Here is a 16,377-nt window from a genome sequence, read left to right as displayed (position 1 = left end):
GGTCCCGGGCGGTGACTCAGGCGCGAAGGGGGTTGGTGATCGTGACGTAGACGGACTGGGTGTCGACCGGGCCGACGAGCTCGTCGAGGCCGTGCAGGCGGGTGAGGAGGTTGGCCTTGCAGCGCAGGGTCGCCGCCTCCAGAAGCCGGTGCGGCAGCGGGGAGCCGAGGCCGGTCGCGGTGGTGAGGAACTGGCGCAGGGCGGCGAGCAGGACGCGTTCGTCGGCGAGGCGTTGGGCGCCGAAGGCGCCGATCAGGCCGAGGATGTTGTTGATGCCGAGGTAGTAGGCGAAGCGCTCGTCGGTGACCTGGTCGGTGACGAAGGTGTCGCTGGCCTTGCCGATGCCCGGAAGGCGGCTCTCCAGCTCGTCGCGGCGGGACTCGCGGAAGTAGTAGCCCTGGTTGTCGCGGTAGCGTCCGCCGACGGGCCAGCCGTCGGGGTCGAGGAGGACCAGGGTGTTCTGCTGGTGGGCCTCCAGGGCGACACCGGCGTGGCCGTCGAGCCAGAGGACGGGGCGGACCACCACGTCGAGATAGCGCAGGAACCACTCGGCGGCGACGGCCGTGGCAGGGCGGCCCGTGCGGCCGGCGAGGCGGCCGATGACGTCGGCCAGACGGGAGCGCATCCGCGTGGCGCCCGGCCACGGGCGCGGGGCGGTGAGGGAGGCGAGGCAGACCGCGTCGTCACCGGCGGCGAAGGGGTTGTGCCGGATCATGACGTCGAGTCCGGGTACGGGCTCGCCGTCGCGGGTGTCGACCGCGAGCCAGGCCGGGTCGCGGACGATGTCGAAGCCGGGGTGGGCGGCCTGCCACTGGTCGACGAGGCCGGTGCGCAGGAGGCGGTGCACCTCGACTCCGCGGTGGAGTTCCTTGCGCAGGTTCTCCCGGCGGGAGTTGGTGATCCGCACACCAAGGGAGAGCTTGAGCATGGCCCGGGCGCCGGGGCGGTGCACGGTGCGGACCGAGGAGGTGGGGTGCCAGTGGCTCCCGTGGGGGCCGAGGTCGTGGAGGAGGCCGGCGTCGAGAAGGGCGGCGACGGCGGGGCGGTGGCGGAGCTCACGGGCCTGCCAGGGGTGGAGCGGCAGGGCGGCGGTGCCGGCCGGGAGGTCGAGGCCCGCGGCGAGGCCGGCCGTGAGCTGGGCGGCGGCGACGGGGCGGCCCTGCTCGGTCCAGGCCGAGTCTGCGGCGAGGACGGTGTGGTCGACGGCCATCCAGTGGAGGGGGAACGAGCCGTGCAACTCGGGCGAGTAGAGCCGGGCTTCGGCCTCCGAGAGTCCTTCGCGGCTCTTGGGGGTGGGGTGCAGCGGGTGGCCGAGCAGCAGGGACTGCTCGGCGGTGAGGAAGAGGTCGGCCTCGTCGCGCGGGCGCGGGTCACGGCGGCGCTCGGTGATGAAGTCTGCGGTGCGGCGCGCGGAGTCGGCCACGCGGCCGACGAGTTCGGCGCCCTCGGGCCGGCCGGACTCCCGGCTGAGCAGGGCGGCGACGGTGACCGCGTCGACGGCCGGGGCGGTGGCCGGGAGCCCGTCGAGGGCCGGGGCGCCGAAGCGGTGCCAGCCGGTGGGAGACCAGTAGCGGACGGGGACGAGGAGGGCGGTGCCGCTGGCGTCGAGGGGGATGCGCAGGGTGGCGGTGGGCGGGGCCGGCAGGTTCTTCTCCCGTACCCAGCAGCGCAGCAGGCTCTCGACGGAGGCCAGGTCGGCGGCCCGCCGCGGGTCGGGATCGTCGAGGGGGTCCGGATCGACCGGCGGAGCCTGCGCGTCCCGCGCCTCCTCCGCGTCGCGTGGGCCCTGGGCACCCAGCGGCTCCTGCCCGTCTCGTGTGCCCTGTGCGCTCAGTGGGTCCGACGCGTCCCGTGTGCCCCGCGCGCTCACTGGGTCCGACGCGTCCCGTGGGTCCGGTGCGCCCAGCGGCTCCTGCGGGTGCTGCGGGTCCTGTGTGCCGGTCGGGCCCGGGTATTGGCGGGGGACCGTGGGCTCGGCGGTGAGGGGGGCGGGCGCGGCAGCGGCGGGGGTTCCGGTGCCGGTGGTTTCGGAGGCGGGGGTGGGGTTCACGGGGCTTCCTTGGGAGGGGGCCGGGGGGATGGGGCCGGGCGGTTCGGTCCGGGTTCAGTGGGACAGCCCGGACGAGTGGGGCCGGTGGGCCCGTTCGGCGGCGGCGAGGGCGTCGGCGAAGCGGTCGAGGACGGCGGCCGCCTGCTCGTCGGTGAGGGTGAGCGGGGGAAGCAGGCGGACCACCGCGTTGTGGCGCCCGCCGAGTTCGACGATGAGGCCGCGGTCGAGGCACTGCCGCTGGACGGCCTTCGCGAGCTCGGGGGCCGGCGGCGGGACGAGGTCGTCGGGGCCCGCGGCCTCGGGGTCGACCAGCTCGACGCCGATCATCAGGCCCCGGCCGCGGACGTCGCCGATGCAGGGGTGGGCGGCGGCGAGGCCCTGGAGCCGGCCGAGCATGCGGGCGCCGAGGGTGCCGGCGCGCTCGGCGAGCCGGTTCTGCCGTACGTACGCGAGGGTGGCGGCGCCGGCGGCCATGGCGAGCTGGTTGCCGCGGAAGGTGCCCGCGTGCGCACCGGGTTCCCAGGCGTCGAGCGCCGAGCGGTAGACGACGACGGCGAGCGGCAGGGAGCCGCCGATGGCCTTGGACAGGACCATCACATCGGGGACGACGCCACTGTGCTCGACGGCCCAGAAGGCGCCGGTGCGGCCGACTCCGGTCTGGACCTCGTCGGCGATCAGCGGGATGGACCGGGCGGCGGTGATCTCCCGCATGCGGCGCAGCCAGGCGTCGGGGGCGGGGATGACGCCGCCCTCGCCCTGGACGGGTTCGAGGATCATCCCGGCGGGGGCGGGAATGCCGCTCTTGGGGTCGTCGAGCGCGTTCTCGGTCCAGCGGGCGGCCAGTTCGGCGCCGCGGTCGCCACCGACGCCGAAGGGGCAGCGGTAGTCCTGCGGGAAGGGCAGCCGCGCGACGCGGACGTCGGTGGCTCCGCCGGAGGCGTCGAGGGCGCCGGCCGTCATGCCGTGGTAGGCGCCGCTGAAGGCGAGCACTCCGCGCCGGCCGGTGGCCGTGCGGACGAGTTTGAGGGCCGCCTCGACGGCGTCCGTGCCGGCGGGCCCGCAGAACTGGATGCGGGCGTCGTCGGCGAGCCCGGCGGGGAGGGTGGCGAACAGCTCGGTGGTGAAGGCGTCCTTGACCGGGGTGGCGAGGTCCAGGACGTGCAGGGGCGCCCCCGAGTCGAGGACCTTCCTGATGGCCTCCAGGACCACGGGGTGGTTGTGCCCGAGCGCCAAGGTGCCGGCGCCGGAGAGGCAGTCCAGATAGCGGCGGCCGTCGGCGCCCTCGATGGTGAGTCCCCTGGCCCGTACGGGGACGATCGGCAGCGAGCGCGCGTAGGTGCGCGCGGCGGACTCGCGCTGCGACTGGCGGCGCAGGATGCCCTCGTGGGCGACCGGCTCGCCGGCCGCTCGGGGTTCGTCCGCCCCGGCACGGCTCTCGTCACAGGTCCGCGCGGCCGGTGGTACGGCCGGAGCTGGTTCGGTCACGGCCACGGCTGGGTGTCCTCCCGCTGTAACAGTTGCGTTGCACATCGGCACGTTGCGCGGCTGCCCCGATGGGCCGCCCCGATCGCCACCGTCATGTCCCCCGTCCGTACCAACGACGGGGGATGCCGGGGATCACGGGCGCGGGCCAAGTTCCTTGGCGTGTCCCGGATCACGGCACGGAAACGGCTGTTGGGGGTCCGGAACCGAGGACCTGCGTCGTACCGTCCCCTCCGGCACCGGCATAGTGGGGCCTCATGTGGGACGGCCCACCGGCGCCGCCACTGTTCACAGATGCACAAGTTGACGTAGTCCCAGGGGGATCACGAGATGCGATCGATTCGTCCGATGCTGGCCGCAGCATCCGCCGTCGCGGCGTTGACGCTGACGGCGACGGCCTGCGGTCCGACCGAGGACAACGCGGGGGGTGACAAGCCCAGCGCCACCGCGACCCCGACCTCCGGCGGCAAGATCACGATTCCCGACGACCTGAAGGAGCGTCTGAAGGAGCACGGGATCGACGTCGACAAGTGGCGGGGCGGCGAATGGAAGAACTGGGACAAGGACAAGTGGCTGCGTGAGGCCAAGGACTTCGTCAACCCGATCATCGAGGACCTCTGGGACCCGGACCGGATGCGGGACGCCGAGCGGCCCGACAAGCCGGTCGAGGAGGAGGACATCTCGGGTGACAAGGGCGTGACCGACCCGACGCCGGAGCCGGTGAAGGCGAAGGCCGTGTCCGCGCCGTACCACGAGAACGCGGCCGCGTCCGGCAAGGTCTTCTTCGACGGCCCCGAGGGCTCGATGGTCTGCTCGGCCACGGTCGTGCAGGACCCGGCGCACCCGGGGAAGTCCAACATGGTGTGGACGGCCGGCCACTGCGTGCACGCGGGCAAGAAGGGCGGCTGGTACCGCAACATCGCCTTCGTCCCCTCGTACAACAACAGCGGGAAGCCGACGGCCGAGCTGGAGAGCGCGACGCGCGAGCAGATCGCGCCGTACGGCGTGTGGTGGAGCGACTGGGCGCAGACCTCCGACCAGTGGATCGGCCAGGGTGGGGCGACCGGCGGCCAGGGCGCTCCGTACGACTTCGCGGTGCTGCACGTGACGCCGGAGAAGGGCAGCACGGGCAAGTCGCTTGAGGAGACGGTCGGTTCGGCACTGCCGGTGGAGTTCAACGCGCCGGCCGTGCCGAAGATCGCGAACCTGACGGCGACCGGCTATCCGGCGGGTGCACCGTTCGACGGCCAGAAGATGTACCAGTGCCAGGACAAGCCGGGCCGGCTGTCGGTGAAGACCGATCAGCCGACGATGTACCGGATCGGCTGCACCATGACCGGCGGTTCGTCCGGCGGCGGCTGGGTGGCCACCGGGCAGGACGGGAAGCCGGCACTGGTGTCGAACACGTCGATCGGCCCGGTGACGGCGGGCTGGCTGGCCGGACCGCGGCTCGGCGCCGAGGCGAAGGCCGTCTACGCCGGCGTCAGCAAGAAGTACGCCAACCGCTGACCCGGGACGGGAGCGGGCGGGGTCTCTCCGAGGTCCCGCCCCGCGGACCCTGGAGGGGGTCCGCCCTTCCGTACGGGCATACTGTGCACCGCTAGTGACGCGTCCATGGCAACCATGCCGGGTGATCCCGCCATGGCGGGCCGCCTTTCCGCGGCCGGACGGCCGGACGCGCCGACACACCCCAGGGGGACATCACTTCATGCGTTCCATACGACTCGTGCCGGCTCTCACGGCCCTGACGGCGGCGCTCGCGCTGACCGCCACCGCCTGCGGCCCCACCGAGACGCCGGCGGCGGACAAGCCCGCCGACACGTCCGCCTCCGCGAGCGCCGCTCCCACCGAGGACGGCTCCGGCTCGGACCTCACCAAGGACATCGCCGGCAAGCTGAAGAAGCACGGCGTCGACCTCGACAAGTGGAAGGACGGCGAGTGGAAGAACTGGGACCAGGACAAGTGGCTGCGTGAGGCCGAGGACTTCGTCAACCCGGTGATCGACGGGCTGTGGGACCCGGCCCGTATGCAGTCGGCCAAGAGCCCGGACCCGACCATCACCGCCCAGGCGGGCAGCTCGGGCAGCGACCCCGTGCCGCGGCCGGTGCAGGCGCAGCGCGAGAAGACGCCGTACCACCGCAACGCGGCCCCGGTCGGCAAGATCTTCTTCGACGCGCCCGAGGGCCACATGGTCTGCTCCGGCACGATCGTGAAGGACCCGCGCCGGCCCGGGAAGTCCAACCTCGTGTGGACCGCCGGTCACTGCGTGCACGCCGGCAAGCGCGGCGGCTGGTACCGCAACATCACCTTCGTCCCGGCCTTCAACGACCTGGGCAAGTCGCCCGCCGCGCTGCGCAACGCGCAGCCGCACGAGGTCTACCCCTACGGCCAGTACTGGGCCGACTGGGCGGTGACCTCCGGCGAGTGGATCCAGGGCGGCGGCACCAACCAGGCCTGGCCGTACGACTACGCCGTGCTGCACGTCCAGCCGCAGCAGGGCCGCAAGTCCCTCGAGGAGACCGTGGGCGTCGCCCTGCCGATCGACTTCTCCGCCCCGACGGCCGCACAGGCCGGCACCCTGGGCGCCTGGGGCTACCCGGCGGCGCCGCCGTACAACGGCATGATCATGCACAAGTGCCTGGACCGCGGCTCGCGTCTGACCACGGCGCCGGCCACGCCGACCATGTACCGGATCGGCTGCACCATGACCGGCGGTTCGTCGGGCGGCGGCTGGTTCCGCGCGCTGCCGAACGGCACGACGGCGCTCGTGTCGAACACGTCGATCGGCCCCGCCGGCCGCAACGGCTGGCTGGCAGGACCGCAGCTGGGCCGCGGCGCCAAGGCGGCGCACGAGATGGTCAGCAAGAAGTTCGCCCGCTGACCGCAGGACCCGCTGACCCGCAGGACCCGCTGACCCGCAGGACCCGCTGACCCGCCGACCCGCAGGTCATCCGGCTGACGGGAAGCCACACCGCAGAAAGGCGCCGGCCGTCTCCCTCCCGGGAGGCGGCCGGCGCCTTCGTCGTACGGTGAAGCAGGGTCAGTGCGCGGCGGGGACGTACGGCGCGAGCAGCGCCGCCAGCTCCTCGTGCACCCGCGCCCTGAGCAGGGTGCCCTCCGGGGTGTGCTCCTCGGAGGTCAGGTCGCCCTCCGCGTGCACCCGCGAGACGAGACCGCCCTGCGTGTACGGCAGCAGGACCTCGATCTCGACCTGCGGCCGCGGCAGTTCGGCGTCGATGAGCGCGAGCAGCTCCTCCATGCCCTGGCCCGAACGGGCCGAGACGGCGATGGAGTGCTTCTCGACCCGCAGCAGGCGCTGGAGCACCAGCGGGTCGGCGGCGTCCGCCTTGTTGATCACGACGATCTCCGGCACGTTCACCGCGCCGACATCGCGGAACACCTCGCGCACGGCCGCCAGCTGCTCCTCCGGAGCCGGGTGCGAGCCGTCCACCACGTGCAGGATGAGGTCGGAGTCGCCGACCTCCTCCATGGTGGAGCGGAACGCCTCGACCAGGTGGTGGGGCAGGTGCCGGACGAAGCCGACGGTGTCGGCCAGGGTGTAGACCCGGCCGGTGGGCGTCTCGGCCCGCCGGACGGTCGGGTCGAGGGTGGCGAACAGCGCGTTCTCCACCAGCACGCCCGCGCCCGTGAGGCGGTTGAGCAGGGACGACTTGCCCGCGTTGGTGTAGCCGGCGATGGCGACGGACGGCACCTTGTGACGGCGCCGCTCCTGCCGCTTGATGTCGCGGCCGGTCTTCATCTCCGCGATCTCCCGGCGCATCTTCGCCATCTTCTCGCGGATCCGACGCCGGTCGGTCTCGATCTTGGTCTCACCGGGACCACGGGTGGCCATGCCGCCACCGCCGCCGCCACCCATCTGACGGGAGAGCGACTGACCCCAGCCGCGCAGTCGCGGCAGCATGTACTGCATCTGCGCGAGCGCGACCTGCGCCTTGCCCTCTCGGGACTTGGCGTGCTGGGCGAAGATGTCGAGGATCAGGGCGGTCCGGTCGACCACCTTCACCTTGACGACGTCTTCGAGGGCGATCAGCTGGCCGGGGCTGAGCTCACCGTCGCACACGACGGTGTCCGCGCCGGTCTCGAGCACGATGTCCCGCAGCTCCTGGGCCTTGCCGGAGCCGATGAAGGTGGCCGGGTCCGGCTTGTCACGGCGCTGGATCACGCCGTCGAGCACGAGGGCGCCCGCCGTCTCGGCGAGGGCCGCGAGCTCCGCGAGGGAGTTCTCCGCGTCCTGCACCGTCCCCGAGGTCCACACACCGACCAGCACGACGCGCTCCAGGCGCAGCTGTCGGTACTCGACCTCGGTGACGTCCTCGAGCTCGGTGGAGAGGCCCACGACACGGCGCAGGGCCGCGCGCTCGGAGCGGTCGAACTGCTCGCCGTCCCGCTCTCCGTCGATCTCGTGGCTCCAGGCGACGTCCTCTTCCATCAGGGCATCGGCCCGAAGGCTCTCGGTGCGGTTCGTCTCCGCGAAGCTCTGCTTGTCCTGGGAAGGGGATGAAGAGGAGGTCATTGGATCCTTACGTCGAAGAAAAGTCGGTTACGGCAGTCACAACGCGTGACACCCGGCAGGAATTCCCGGGTCCCGGCCGCGCCGCCGACCTGAAGATGGTGACACGGCCGGACCGGGCCCGTCATCCCGGTTTCGCCGCGCTGTCCGCCCCGGCGGACGGGGCGCTCTTCGCCCCGGCGGCCCGCTGCGGGGCCCGGCTGCGCCAGTCGGGGTGCCCGGGCATGGGTGGGGTCTTCTTCCCGTACAGCCAGTCGGCGAAGAAGCGGCTCAGGTCGCGCCCGGAGATCCGCGCCGCCAGGGCGGTGAAGTCGGCGGTGGAGGCCGTGCCGTCCCGGTGCTCGCTCACCCAGGTGCGCTCCAGGCGCTGGAAGGCGTCGGCGCCGATCTCGTGGCGCAGGGCGTAGAGGACGAGGGCGGCCCCGTCGTAGACGACGGGGCGGAAGAGGCTGATCTTCTCCCCCGGCTGCGGCGGTTTCGGCGCGGCCGGCGGCCCGCCGTCCGCGCGCCACGCGTCGGAGTCGGCGTAGGCGGCCTTCATGCGCCGCTCCATGGACTTCCCGGCCTTCTCCTCCGCGTAGAGCGCCTCGTACCAGGTCGCGTGCCCCTCGTTGAGCCAGAGGTCCGACCAGGTGCGGGGCGAGACGCTGTCGCCGAACCACTGGTGGGCGAGCTCGTGGACCATGACGGAGTCGACGAACCACTCGGGGTAGGCGGGCTCCGTGAAGAGGCCCCGCTCGAAGAGGGAGAGGGTCTGCGTCTCCAGCTCGAAGCCCGTGTCGGCGTCGGCGATCAGCACCCCGTACGTCTCGAAGGGGTACGGGCCCACCTGGCGCTCCATCCACTCCAGGTGGCCGGGGGTGCGCCGCAGCCAGGGCTCCAGGAGCTCTCGGTCGGCCGTGCGCACGACGTCGCGTACGGGCAGGTCGTGCGGCCCGCGCCGGCGCACGACCGTCGACTCTCCGATGGAGACCTGGGCGAGCTCGGTGGCCATGGGGTGGGTGGTGCGGTAGGTCCAGGTGGTGGTGTCGCCGTTCCGGACGTGGCTCTCGGCGAGGCCGTTGGCGACGGCGGTGAGGGTGCTGGGGGCGGTGATCCGGAAGGTGAAGTACGCCTTGTCGGCGGGGTGGTCGTTGGAGGGGAAGACCCGGTGGGCGGCGTCGGCCTGCAGGGCCGTGGCGAGGCCGTCGCCGGTGCGGACCCAGCCGCCGCTGTCGACGGGGCCCGTGGGGTCACTGGTGTGCGTGACGGTGATCTCGACCGCATCGCCCTCCCCGACCGGGTGGGCCGGGGTGATCACCAGGTCCTCGCCGCTGCTCGCGTAGGCGGCGGGTTCGCCGTCGACGGTGACGGCGGAGACGGTGCCGTGGGTGAAGTCGAGGTTGATCCGTTCCAGGTCGTCGGTGGCCAGCGCCTCGATCCGGGTGACGCCCGCGAGCGGGGCGGTGTTGCGGCCGGGGTAGGTGAGGTCGATGTCGTACGACAGGACGTCGTAGCCGGGATTGCCGAGGTGCGGGAAGAGCGGGTCCCCGATGCCGAGCGGCGCGGGGGCGGGCAGGGCCGCGGCGACGAGCCCCGCGGAGAGGGCGACGAGGACGGCGGAGCGAAGGGCACGCCTGGAGGAGGCGGGTTTCCACGGCGTACGGGATGGGAGCGGCATGAGCTACCGCTACCAGGGCGGGGGCCGCTCCACCGGGCGGCGCGCGCGCCCGCCACCCGAAGGGGTCAGGGCTCAGATCTGCGGTGACGCGGGATGCCGGGCGCGGCCCACGTCGTACACGCCGGGCACGTCCCGCATGGCCTTCATCAGGGCGGGCAGCCCGGTCGCGTCGGGCAGTTGGAGGGTGTACGTGTGGCGCACCCGCTGCTCGCTGGGGGGTTCGACGGTGGCGGCGACGACCGCGGCGCCCTCGGCGGCGATGGCCTCGGTGAGGTCGGCGAGCAGCCCGGGCCGCCCGAAGGACTCGGCGACGAGGGTGACCCGGCACGCGGCGGTGTCGCCCCAGTGCACGGTGACGGGTGAGCGGCCGAGCCGCTTCATGGCGTCCACGGAGGCGCAGCCGCTGCGGTGGACGGTGACCGAGCCGCCGCGTACGACGAAGCCGGTGATCTCGTCGGAGGGTACGGGGGTGCAGCAGCCCGCCGGGCGGACGGCGGGGGCCTGGGCGCCGGGCAGCTCGGCGCGCAGCCTGGCACCCGTGCGCCGGTCGGCGGTGACGCCGGCGGCCGCCGCGCGGGGGACGGCCGCGGGGACCTTGGCGGCCTCGGGATGGGCCTGCAGCCAGCCGGTGATGGCGATCCGGGCGGCGGGGGTACGGGCGTGGTCCAGCCACTGCGGGGAGGGCCCGGAGGCGGTGTCCTGGGCGAGCAGCAGCTGGACGGTGTCGCCGTCGTGGAGCACGGTGCTCAGGGGCGCGAGGCGGCCGTTGACGCGCGCTCCGAGACAGCCGTGGGCGGCTTCGCCGTGCTGGGCGTAGGCTGCGTCGACGCAGGTGGCGCCGGCGGGCAGGCCGAGGGTGCCGCCGTCGGTGCGGAAGACGGTGATCTCCTGGTCCTGGGCGAGATCGGCGCGCAGCGAGGTCCAGAAGGTGTCGGGGTCGGGGGCGGACTGCTGCCAGTCGAGCAGCCGGGAGAGCCAGCCGGGGCGGGTCGGGTCGGCCCGCTCGCCGTCCTCGGGACCGGGGCCGGGGCCGGGGTCGTGGCCCCCGCCCTGAGCCGTTCCCTGGCCTGAGCTCGGGCCCACGCCCTGGCCCGCGCTCTGGCCCGCGCCCGCCGGGTCCGTGGTGTCCTGGCCGCTGTACGGGTTGCCCAGGGCGACCACGCCGGCCTCGGCGACCTTGTGCATCTGGTGGGTGCGGATGAGGACTTCGGCGACGGCCCCGTCGGGCGCGGCCACGGCGGTGTGCAGCGACTGGTAGAGGTTGAACTTCGGGGCGGCGATGAAGTCCTTGAACTCGGAGATCACCGGGGTGAAGCAGGTGTGCAGCTCGCCGAGGACCGCATAACAGTCGGCGTCCTCGCCGACCAGGACGAGGAGCCGGCCGAAGTCGCTGCCGCGCAGCTCGCCGCGCTTGAGGCGGACCCGGTGGACGGAGACGAAGTGGCGCGGCCGGACGAGGACTTCGGCACCGATGCCGGCCTCGCGCAGGAGCGCGGAGACCTGCTCGGCGATGGCGGCCAGGGCATCAGCCGCGCCGGCGTTCCCGGCGATGAGGGCGCGGGTGGTCTCGTACTCCTCGGGGTGGAGGATGGCGAAGACCAGGTCCTCCAGCTCGCTCTTGAGGGCCTGGACGCCGAGGCGCTCCGCGAGCGGGATCAGGACGTCCCGGGTGACCTTGGCGATGCGGGCCTGCTTCTCCGGGCGCATCACGCCGAGGGTGCGCATGTTGTGCAGGCGGTCGGCGAGTTTGATCGACATCACGCGGACGTCGTTGCCGGTGGCGACGAGCATCTTGCGGAAGGTCTCGGGCTCGGCGGCGGCGCCGTAGTCGACCTTCTCCAGCTTCGTCACGCCGTCCACGAGGTAGGCGACCTCGTCGCCGAACTCGCGGTGGACCTGATCGAGCGTCACCTCGGTGTCCTCGACCGTGTCGTGGAGCAGGGCGGCGGTCAACGTCGTGGTCTCGGCGCCGAGTTCGGCGAGGATCAAGGTGACCGCGAGCGGGTGGGTGATGTACGGCTCGCCGCTCTTGCGGTACTGGCCGCGGTGCGAGGACTCGGCGAGGACGTACGCCCGGCGCAGCACGGCCAGGTCGGCGTGGGGGTGGTGGGCGCGGTGGGCCTCGGCGACGTGGCCGATGGCGTCGGGCAGCCGGTCGCGGACGGCGGGCCCCGCGGTGGCGCCCAGCAGGGCGGCGCGGCCGAGCCTGCGGAGGTCGATCCTCGCGCGGCCGCGCCTGCGGCCGGGAGCTTCGGGGCCGGTGGTCTCGGCCTCGCTCACGGGGTTGGGGGCCTCTGCGCTCATGGGGGCACCTCCGGCGGCGTCGACCGGCGGAGGGCCGGGGCAGTGGCGTGCCCGGCGGGCCGGTGCTTGATGCTACCGACCCCACCACGTGGCGCAGTCCCGCTCTCGCCGAGCGTGAACCGGATCACCCATTCGAGCGACGAATCAGTCGTTGACCGTTTCGAATCCGGAGGTCCCGGCGAGCCACGCCGGGTCGATCGTGCCCTCGGCGACGATGACGGCGGGGCCGGTCATCTCGATCTCGCCGTCGGGGTGCTCGGTGATGACGAGCGTCCCGCCGAGGACGTCGACGGTGTACGTGACGGGGTGCCCGGACACGGCGGGGTCGGCACCGTCCCGGCGAGCGGTCGCGACGGCCACGGCGCACGCGCCGGTGCCGCAGGAGCGGGTCTCCGCCGCACCGCGCTCGTGCACGCGCATGGCGACGTGACGCGGGCCCCGGTCGGCGACGAACTCGATGTTGACACCGTCCGGGTAGACCCCGGCCGGCTCGTACGGGGGCTCGGTGAACAGGTTCCCCGCGTGGTCGAGGGAGTCGACGAAGGCGACCGCGTGCGGGTTGCCCATGTTCACGTTGCGGGCGGGCCAGCTGCGGCCGTCGACGGTGACGGTGACGGCGGCCTCGGGGAGCCTCGCCTTGCCCATGCCGACGGTGACGGAGCCGTCCTTGTCGAGGTGGACGCGCTTCACGCCGCCGCGCGTGGCGACGGTGACCTCGCCGGCGGTGACGTGCCCGGCGTGCTGGAGGTAGCGGGCGAAGACCCGGACCCCGTTGCCGCACATCTCGGCGACCGAGCCGTCCGCGTTGCGGTAGTCCATGAACCACTCGGCCTCTTCGGCCATGTGCCGCGCCTCGGGGTGCGCGGCGCTGCGCACGACGTGCAGCACCCCGTCGCCGCCGATGCCGGCCCGTCGGTCGCACAGCCGGGCGACGGCGGCGGGGAGCAGCTCGACGGCGTTGTCCGCGTCGGGGACGATCACGAAGTCGTTCTCGGTGCCGTGGCCCTTGAGGAAGGTGAGCGGCGAGATCTCGGTGCTGGTCACGGGACCAACTGTACGGGTCGGGTACGACAGGGGGCGCGACGGTCCACGGAGCGGGAACGGGGCGCGGGCTCCGGGGGGAACGGGGGGCCGGGCCCGGGCGCCGCGTAGCCGTACGGCCCCGGCTCGGGCGCCTCGGATCAGCCCGTACGGACCCGGCTCGCCCCCGCCCGGCGGCGCGGGCAGCAGCGCGGCGGGGCTCAGCGCAGGCGGGCCACGCGCCAGACCGCGAGGGCGACCAGGAGGGCGCTGAGGGCGACGTAGAGGGCGAAGACGCGCCAGTTCGGCCGGTCGCCGGAACCACGGGCGGGCAGTCCGGGCCAGGTGTACCCGACCCGGCGGGCGGCCATCATGCCCCAGCCGGCCGCGCAGGAGCTGATCAGCAGGCCGAGCATGGCGACGACCGCGCCGCCCTCGCCCGAGCCGAAGGCCAGCGGGAAGGCGAACATCAGGGAACCGACGGCGGCGAGTCCGACGATCGGGGCGAGCTGCCAGATCCTCAGGCGGCGCTGCGGGCGCAGTTCCACCTCGACTTCCGCCGCGTCCACCTCGACGGCGCTTCCTTCGGCCTGGTCCGGGCCGTCCGGGGTCAGTCCGGGCGCCTCACCGGGGGCTTCGCCCCGGACGGCTGCCTGATGTTCTGTGTCGCGAGGGCCGGCCTCCATCGCCACGCGCCCTCCCAACTCGGACTCCACTTGGTCGATCGATGCTCGATGATGGCACGCCGCCGACCCCCTCAATGACGGGCATGACGTCCCGATGCCATCACGTGATCAGGCTGTAACCGCTCGTTCGAGCAACGTCAGCGCCTGTCGCGGGAGTTCCCCGCGGTCGTCGGCGGCGCCGCTGAGCCAGTGGACGCGCGGATCGCGCCGGAACCAGGAGTCCTGACGGCGGGCGAACCGCTTGGTGGCGCGCACCGTCTCGGCGCGGGCCTCGTCCTCGGTGCACTCCCCCGCGAGCGCGGCGAGCACCTGCTGGTAGCCGAGCGCGCGCGCCGCGGTGCGCCCCTCGCGCAACCCCTGCGCCTCCAGGGCGCGGACCTCGTCGACGAGCCCGGCCTCCCACATCCGGTCCACGCGGGTGGTGATGCGCTCGTCGAGCTCGGGGCGGGCGACGTCGACGCCGATCTGCACCGTGTCGTAGACGGACTCGTGGCCCGGGAGGTTGGCCGTGAACGGCTTGCCGGTGATCTCGATGACCTCGAGGGCGCGGACGATGCGCCGGCCGTTGCCGGGCAGGATGGCGCGGGCCGCCTCGGGGTCCGCGGCGGCCAGCCGCGCGTGCAGCACGCCGGATCCGCGCTCCTCGAGCTCGGCCTCCAGACGGGCCCGGATGGCCGGGTCGGTGCCGGGGAACTCCAGGGCGTCGATGGCCCCGCGTACGTACAGGCCGGAGCCGCCCACGAGGATCGGGGGGCGGCCCTCGGCGAGCAGCCGGTCGATCTCCGCGCGGGCGAGGCGCTGGTACTCGGCGACGCTGGCGGCCTCGGTGACGTCCCAGATGTCGAGGAGGTGGTGCGGGACACCGCCGCGCTCCTCCGGCGTCAGTTTGGCGGTGCCGATGTCCATCCCTCGGTAGAGCTGCATCGAGTCGGCGTTGACGACCTCGCCGCCCAGCTGCTGGGCGAGGAAGACGCCCAGATCGGACTTTCCGGCCGCGGTGGGACCGACGACGGCGATGACCCGCGGGGCGGGAGCTGCACTTCTCACCGCCCCAGTCTCGCAAACATCAGGGCGCGTCCCCGAATGAGCTACGTGACGGCCCTCATCCGGCTTCGTTGCCTGTTGCGGGATTCCGACCCTGAGTACGCTAGGGAGTAGATATGGGCGTTTTTGCAATGTTTCGCCGCAAGAACAAGGAAGCCGCCGAGGCGGCGGTCGTGACCGAGGAGGCGCCGGACACGACGCCGGAGGCGGCGGAGGCGGAGGCCGCCCCCGAGGCCGCGGAGCCCGCCGCGACCGAGGTCAAGGCCGACAGCGTGGAGATCCCGAAGCAGCAGTCGGCGGAGGAGGCCGCGGACAACGAGGCCGGCGAAGGCGTCCGTAAGTAGGTTCGCAAAGGCCCACAAGAAGGCACGGTTCAGCACGGACACGGACCCTGTGCGGGTCCGTCGGAGGGATGGTGACCCCATGGGTCTCCTGGATTCACTGAAGGCCAAGCTCGCCCCGGCCAAGGACAAGGTCTCCGACCTCGCGCAGCAGCACGGGGGCAAGGTGGAGCACGGCCTGGAGAAGGCCGCGAAGGTGGTCGACGAGAAGACCAAGGGCAAGTACAGCGAGAAGATCGAATCCGGCACCGGCAAGGCCAAGGAGGCCATCGAGCGGCTCGCCCACAAGGACGAGAAGGGCGACGGCTCCACGCCGCCCCCGCCGCCGCCGGCCGCCTGACGGCGTCACCGCACGGTCCCTCCGCACGGCGGACGGCCGCGGAGCCTCACGCTCCGCGGCCGTCCGCCGTTTCCCGCGCGGCCCGGCCGGCAGGCCGGCTGGTCGGCAGGCCGGCTGGTCGGCTTGTCGGCCGGCAGGCCGGTCGGCTAGCCGGCTAGCTCCAGGCGGCGACGAAATATCCGACGCCGTAGGGAGCGTCCTCGTAGAGCAGCCGGCCGTCCAGGCCCGCGCCCTCGGCGGCGCCCGCGAGGACCTGCCAGCAGGCCCGGCCGGCCGCCTTCAGTTCGTACGCGAGCTCCGCGTCCAGGGCGAGCAGGGCGGCCGGGTCCGCGGCGCCGAGCGCGCGGGCGGCCTCGGCGTCGAAGGCCCCGGCGCGCTCGTCGAGGTAGCCGGGCGCCTTCACGGTGCGGCAGGCGCTTCCGTCGCCCATCACGAGCAGGGCGACCCGGTCGGCCGCGCCGGCGATCTGCCGGCCCGTCTCGGCGCAGCGGGCGCTCTCCAGGGTCTCGCCGACGCCGAGCCCCTCGATGGGCGCGTCGGCCCAGTCGTGCCGCTCCAGGAGCCAGGCGGCGACCGCGAGGGAGGCGGGCAGCGGCCGCTCGCCGCCGGGCCCGCTGCCGAGCCGCACGGCCAGGTCGACGCCGAACCCGGCGAAGGAGCCGGCCGAACCGGCCGGGTGGACACCACGGGCTCCCTCGTCCGCGGGGCCGACGACGACGAGCCGGTCGGGCCGGGAGGCGGCGAGCACGGCGAGCGCGTCGGAACAGGCCGTCCGCGCGTCGTCGAGCTCGGGCGCCGCCCCGGCGGCCACGGCGGGCACGAGAAGCGGAGGGCAGGGGCAGACGGCAGCGGCGACAAGCATGATCCGCAGCCTACTGCGCCGGGGCCGCCCCTCCGGGTACGGCGGGCCGGTCAGTGG

13 protein-coding genes are annotated in these 16,377 nt (G+C 73.6%); 4 read left to right on the top strand and 9 right to left on the bottom strand.

The genetic code is table 11. The features are described 5' to 3' along the window. Positions 1-16: 16 nt before the first annotated feature. Both ACIGEZ_RS14960 and ACIGEZ_RS14955 read right to left on the bottom strand, forming a co-directional pair. Positions 17-2,050, bottom strand: coding sequence for an IucA/IucC family protein (locus ACIGEZ_RS14960; protein ID WP_399830670.1), 2,034 nt, complete (start codon positions 2,048-2,050; stop codon positions 17-19). Between the two features lie 54 nt (positions 2,051-2,104). Next, positions 2,105-3,541, bottom strand: coding sequence for a diaminobutyrate--2-oxoglutarate transaminase family protein (locus tag ACIGEZ_RS14955; protein WP_399830667.1), 1,437 nt, complete (start codon positions 3,539-3,541; stop codon positions 2,105-2,107). Between the two features lie 321 nt (positions 3,542-3,862). On the opposite strand from ACIGEZ_RS14955, the gene ACIGEZ_RS14950 reads away from it, so the two are divergent. Further along, on the top strand, positions 3,863-5,041 hold the full coding sequence (locus ACIGEZ_RS14950) for a trypsin-like serine peptidase (RefSeq protein ID WP_399830664.1): 1,179 nt from the start codon (positions 3,863-3,865) through the stop codon (positions 5,039-5,041). Positions 5,042-5,240: 199 nt separating this feature from the next. Then, positions 5,241-6,413 carry a trypsin-like serine peptidase gene (locus tag ACIGEZ_RS14945; protein WP_399830663.1) on the top strand — a complete coding sequence of 391 codons (1,173 nt, stop codon included), beginning with the start codon at positions 5,241-5,243 and terminating at the stop codon, positions 6,411-6,413. 159 nt (positions 6,414-6,572) lie between these two features. Here ACIGEZ_RS14945 and hflX read toward each other — a convergent pair whose 3' ends face one another. The 6 genes from hflX to miaA all read right to left on the bottom strand — a co-directional run bounded on the left by hflX (position 6,573) and on the right by miaA (position 14,780). Then, positions 6,573-8,066, bottom strand: a complete 1,494-nt coding sequence (gene hflX / locus ACIGEZ_RS14940; RefSeq protein ID WP_399830661.1) for a GTPase HflX — start codon at positions 8,064-8,066, stop codon at positions 6,573-6,575. Positions 8,067-8,187: 121 nt separating this feature from the next. Beyond that, positions 8,188-9,723, bottom strand: a complete 1,536-nt coding sequence (locus tag ACIGEZ_RS14935; protein WP_399830659.1) for a M1 family metallopeptidase — start codon at positions 9,721-9,723, stop codon at positions 8,188-8,190. A 72-nt stretch (positions 9,724-9,795) separates the two neighbouring features. Continuing rightward, complete coding sequence (locus tag ACIGEZ_RS14930) at positions 9,796-12,027, bottom strand: RelA/SpoT family protein (RefSeq protein ID WP_399830656.1); 2,232 nt, start codon at positions 12,025-12,027, stop codon at positions 9,796-9,798. 144 nt (positions 12,028-12,171) lie between these two features. Then, a complete protein-coding gene (gene dapF / locus ACIGEZ_RS14925) occupies positions 12,172-13,071 on the bottom strand; it encodes a diaminopimelate epimerase (RefSeq protein WP_399830654.1) in 900 nt (299 codons plus the stop codon). A gap of 197 nt (positions 13,072-13,268) precedes the next feature. After that, positions 13,269-13,733, bottom strand: coding sequence for a hypothetical protein (locus tag ACIGEZ_RS14920; protein ID WP_399831466.1), 465 nt, complete (start codon positions 13,731-13,733; stop codon positions 13,269-13,271). A 108-nt stretch (positions 13,734-13,841) separates the two neighbouring features. Further along, the gene (gene miaA, locus ACIGEZ_RS14915; protein ID WP_399830651.1) at positions 13,842-14,780 is read right to left on the bottom strand and encodes a tRNA (adenosine(37)-N6)-dimethylallyltransferase MiaA; all 939 of its coding nucleotides are present in this window, start codon (positions 14,778-14,780) and stop codon (positions 13,842-13,844) included. Positions 14,781-14,893: 113 nt separating this feature from the next. On the opposite strand from miaA, the gene ACIGEZ_RS14910 reads away from it, so the two are divergent. Together ACIGEZ_RS14910 and ACIGEZ_RS14905 are read left to right on the top strand one after the other, a co-directional pair. Further along, positions 14,894-15,121 (top strand): hypothetical protein, encoded by a 228-nt coding sequence (locus tag ACIGEZ_RS14910; RefSeq protein WP_399830650.1) that lies wholly within the window; start codon positions 14,894-14,896, stop codon positions 15,119-15,121. A 79-nt stretch (positions 15,122-15,200) separates the two neighbouring features. Further along, positions 15,201-15,458: an antitoxin gene (locus tag ACIGEZ_RS14905; protein ID WP_399830647.1), complete on the top strand. Its 258-nt coding sequence runs from the start codon at positions 15,201-15,203 to the stop codon at positions 15,456-15,458. Between the two features lie 154 nt (positions 15,459-15,612). Here the strand turns inward: ACIGEZ_RS14905 and ACIGEZ_RS14900 are convergent, their stop codons facing one another. After that, positions 15,613-16,320 (bottom strand): hypothetical protein, encoded by a 708-nt coding sequence (locus ACIGEZ_RS14900; RefSeq protein WP_399830645.1) that lies wholly within the window; start codon positions 16,318-16,320, stop codon positions 15,613-15,615. Positions 16,321-16,377 lie beyond the last annotated feature (57 nt).

It is taken from the genome of Streptomyces sp. NPDC085481 (genome assembly GCF_044541845.1).
Lineage (GTDB): Bacteria > Actinomycetota > Actinomycetes > Streptomycetales > Streptomycetaceae > Streptomyces.
Note: the sequence above shows the minus strand (reverse complement) of the source record. Positions and strands in the feature narration are given on the sequence as shown.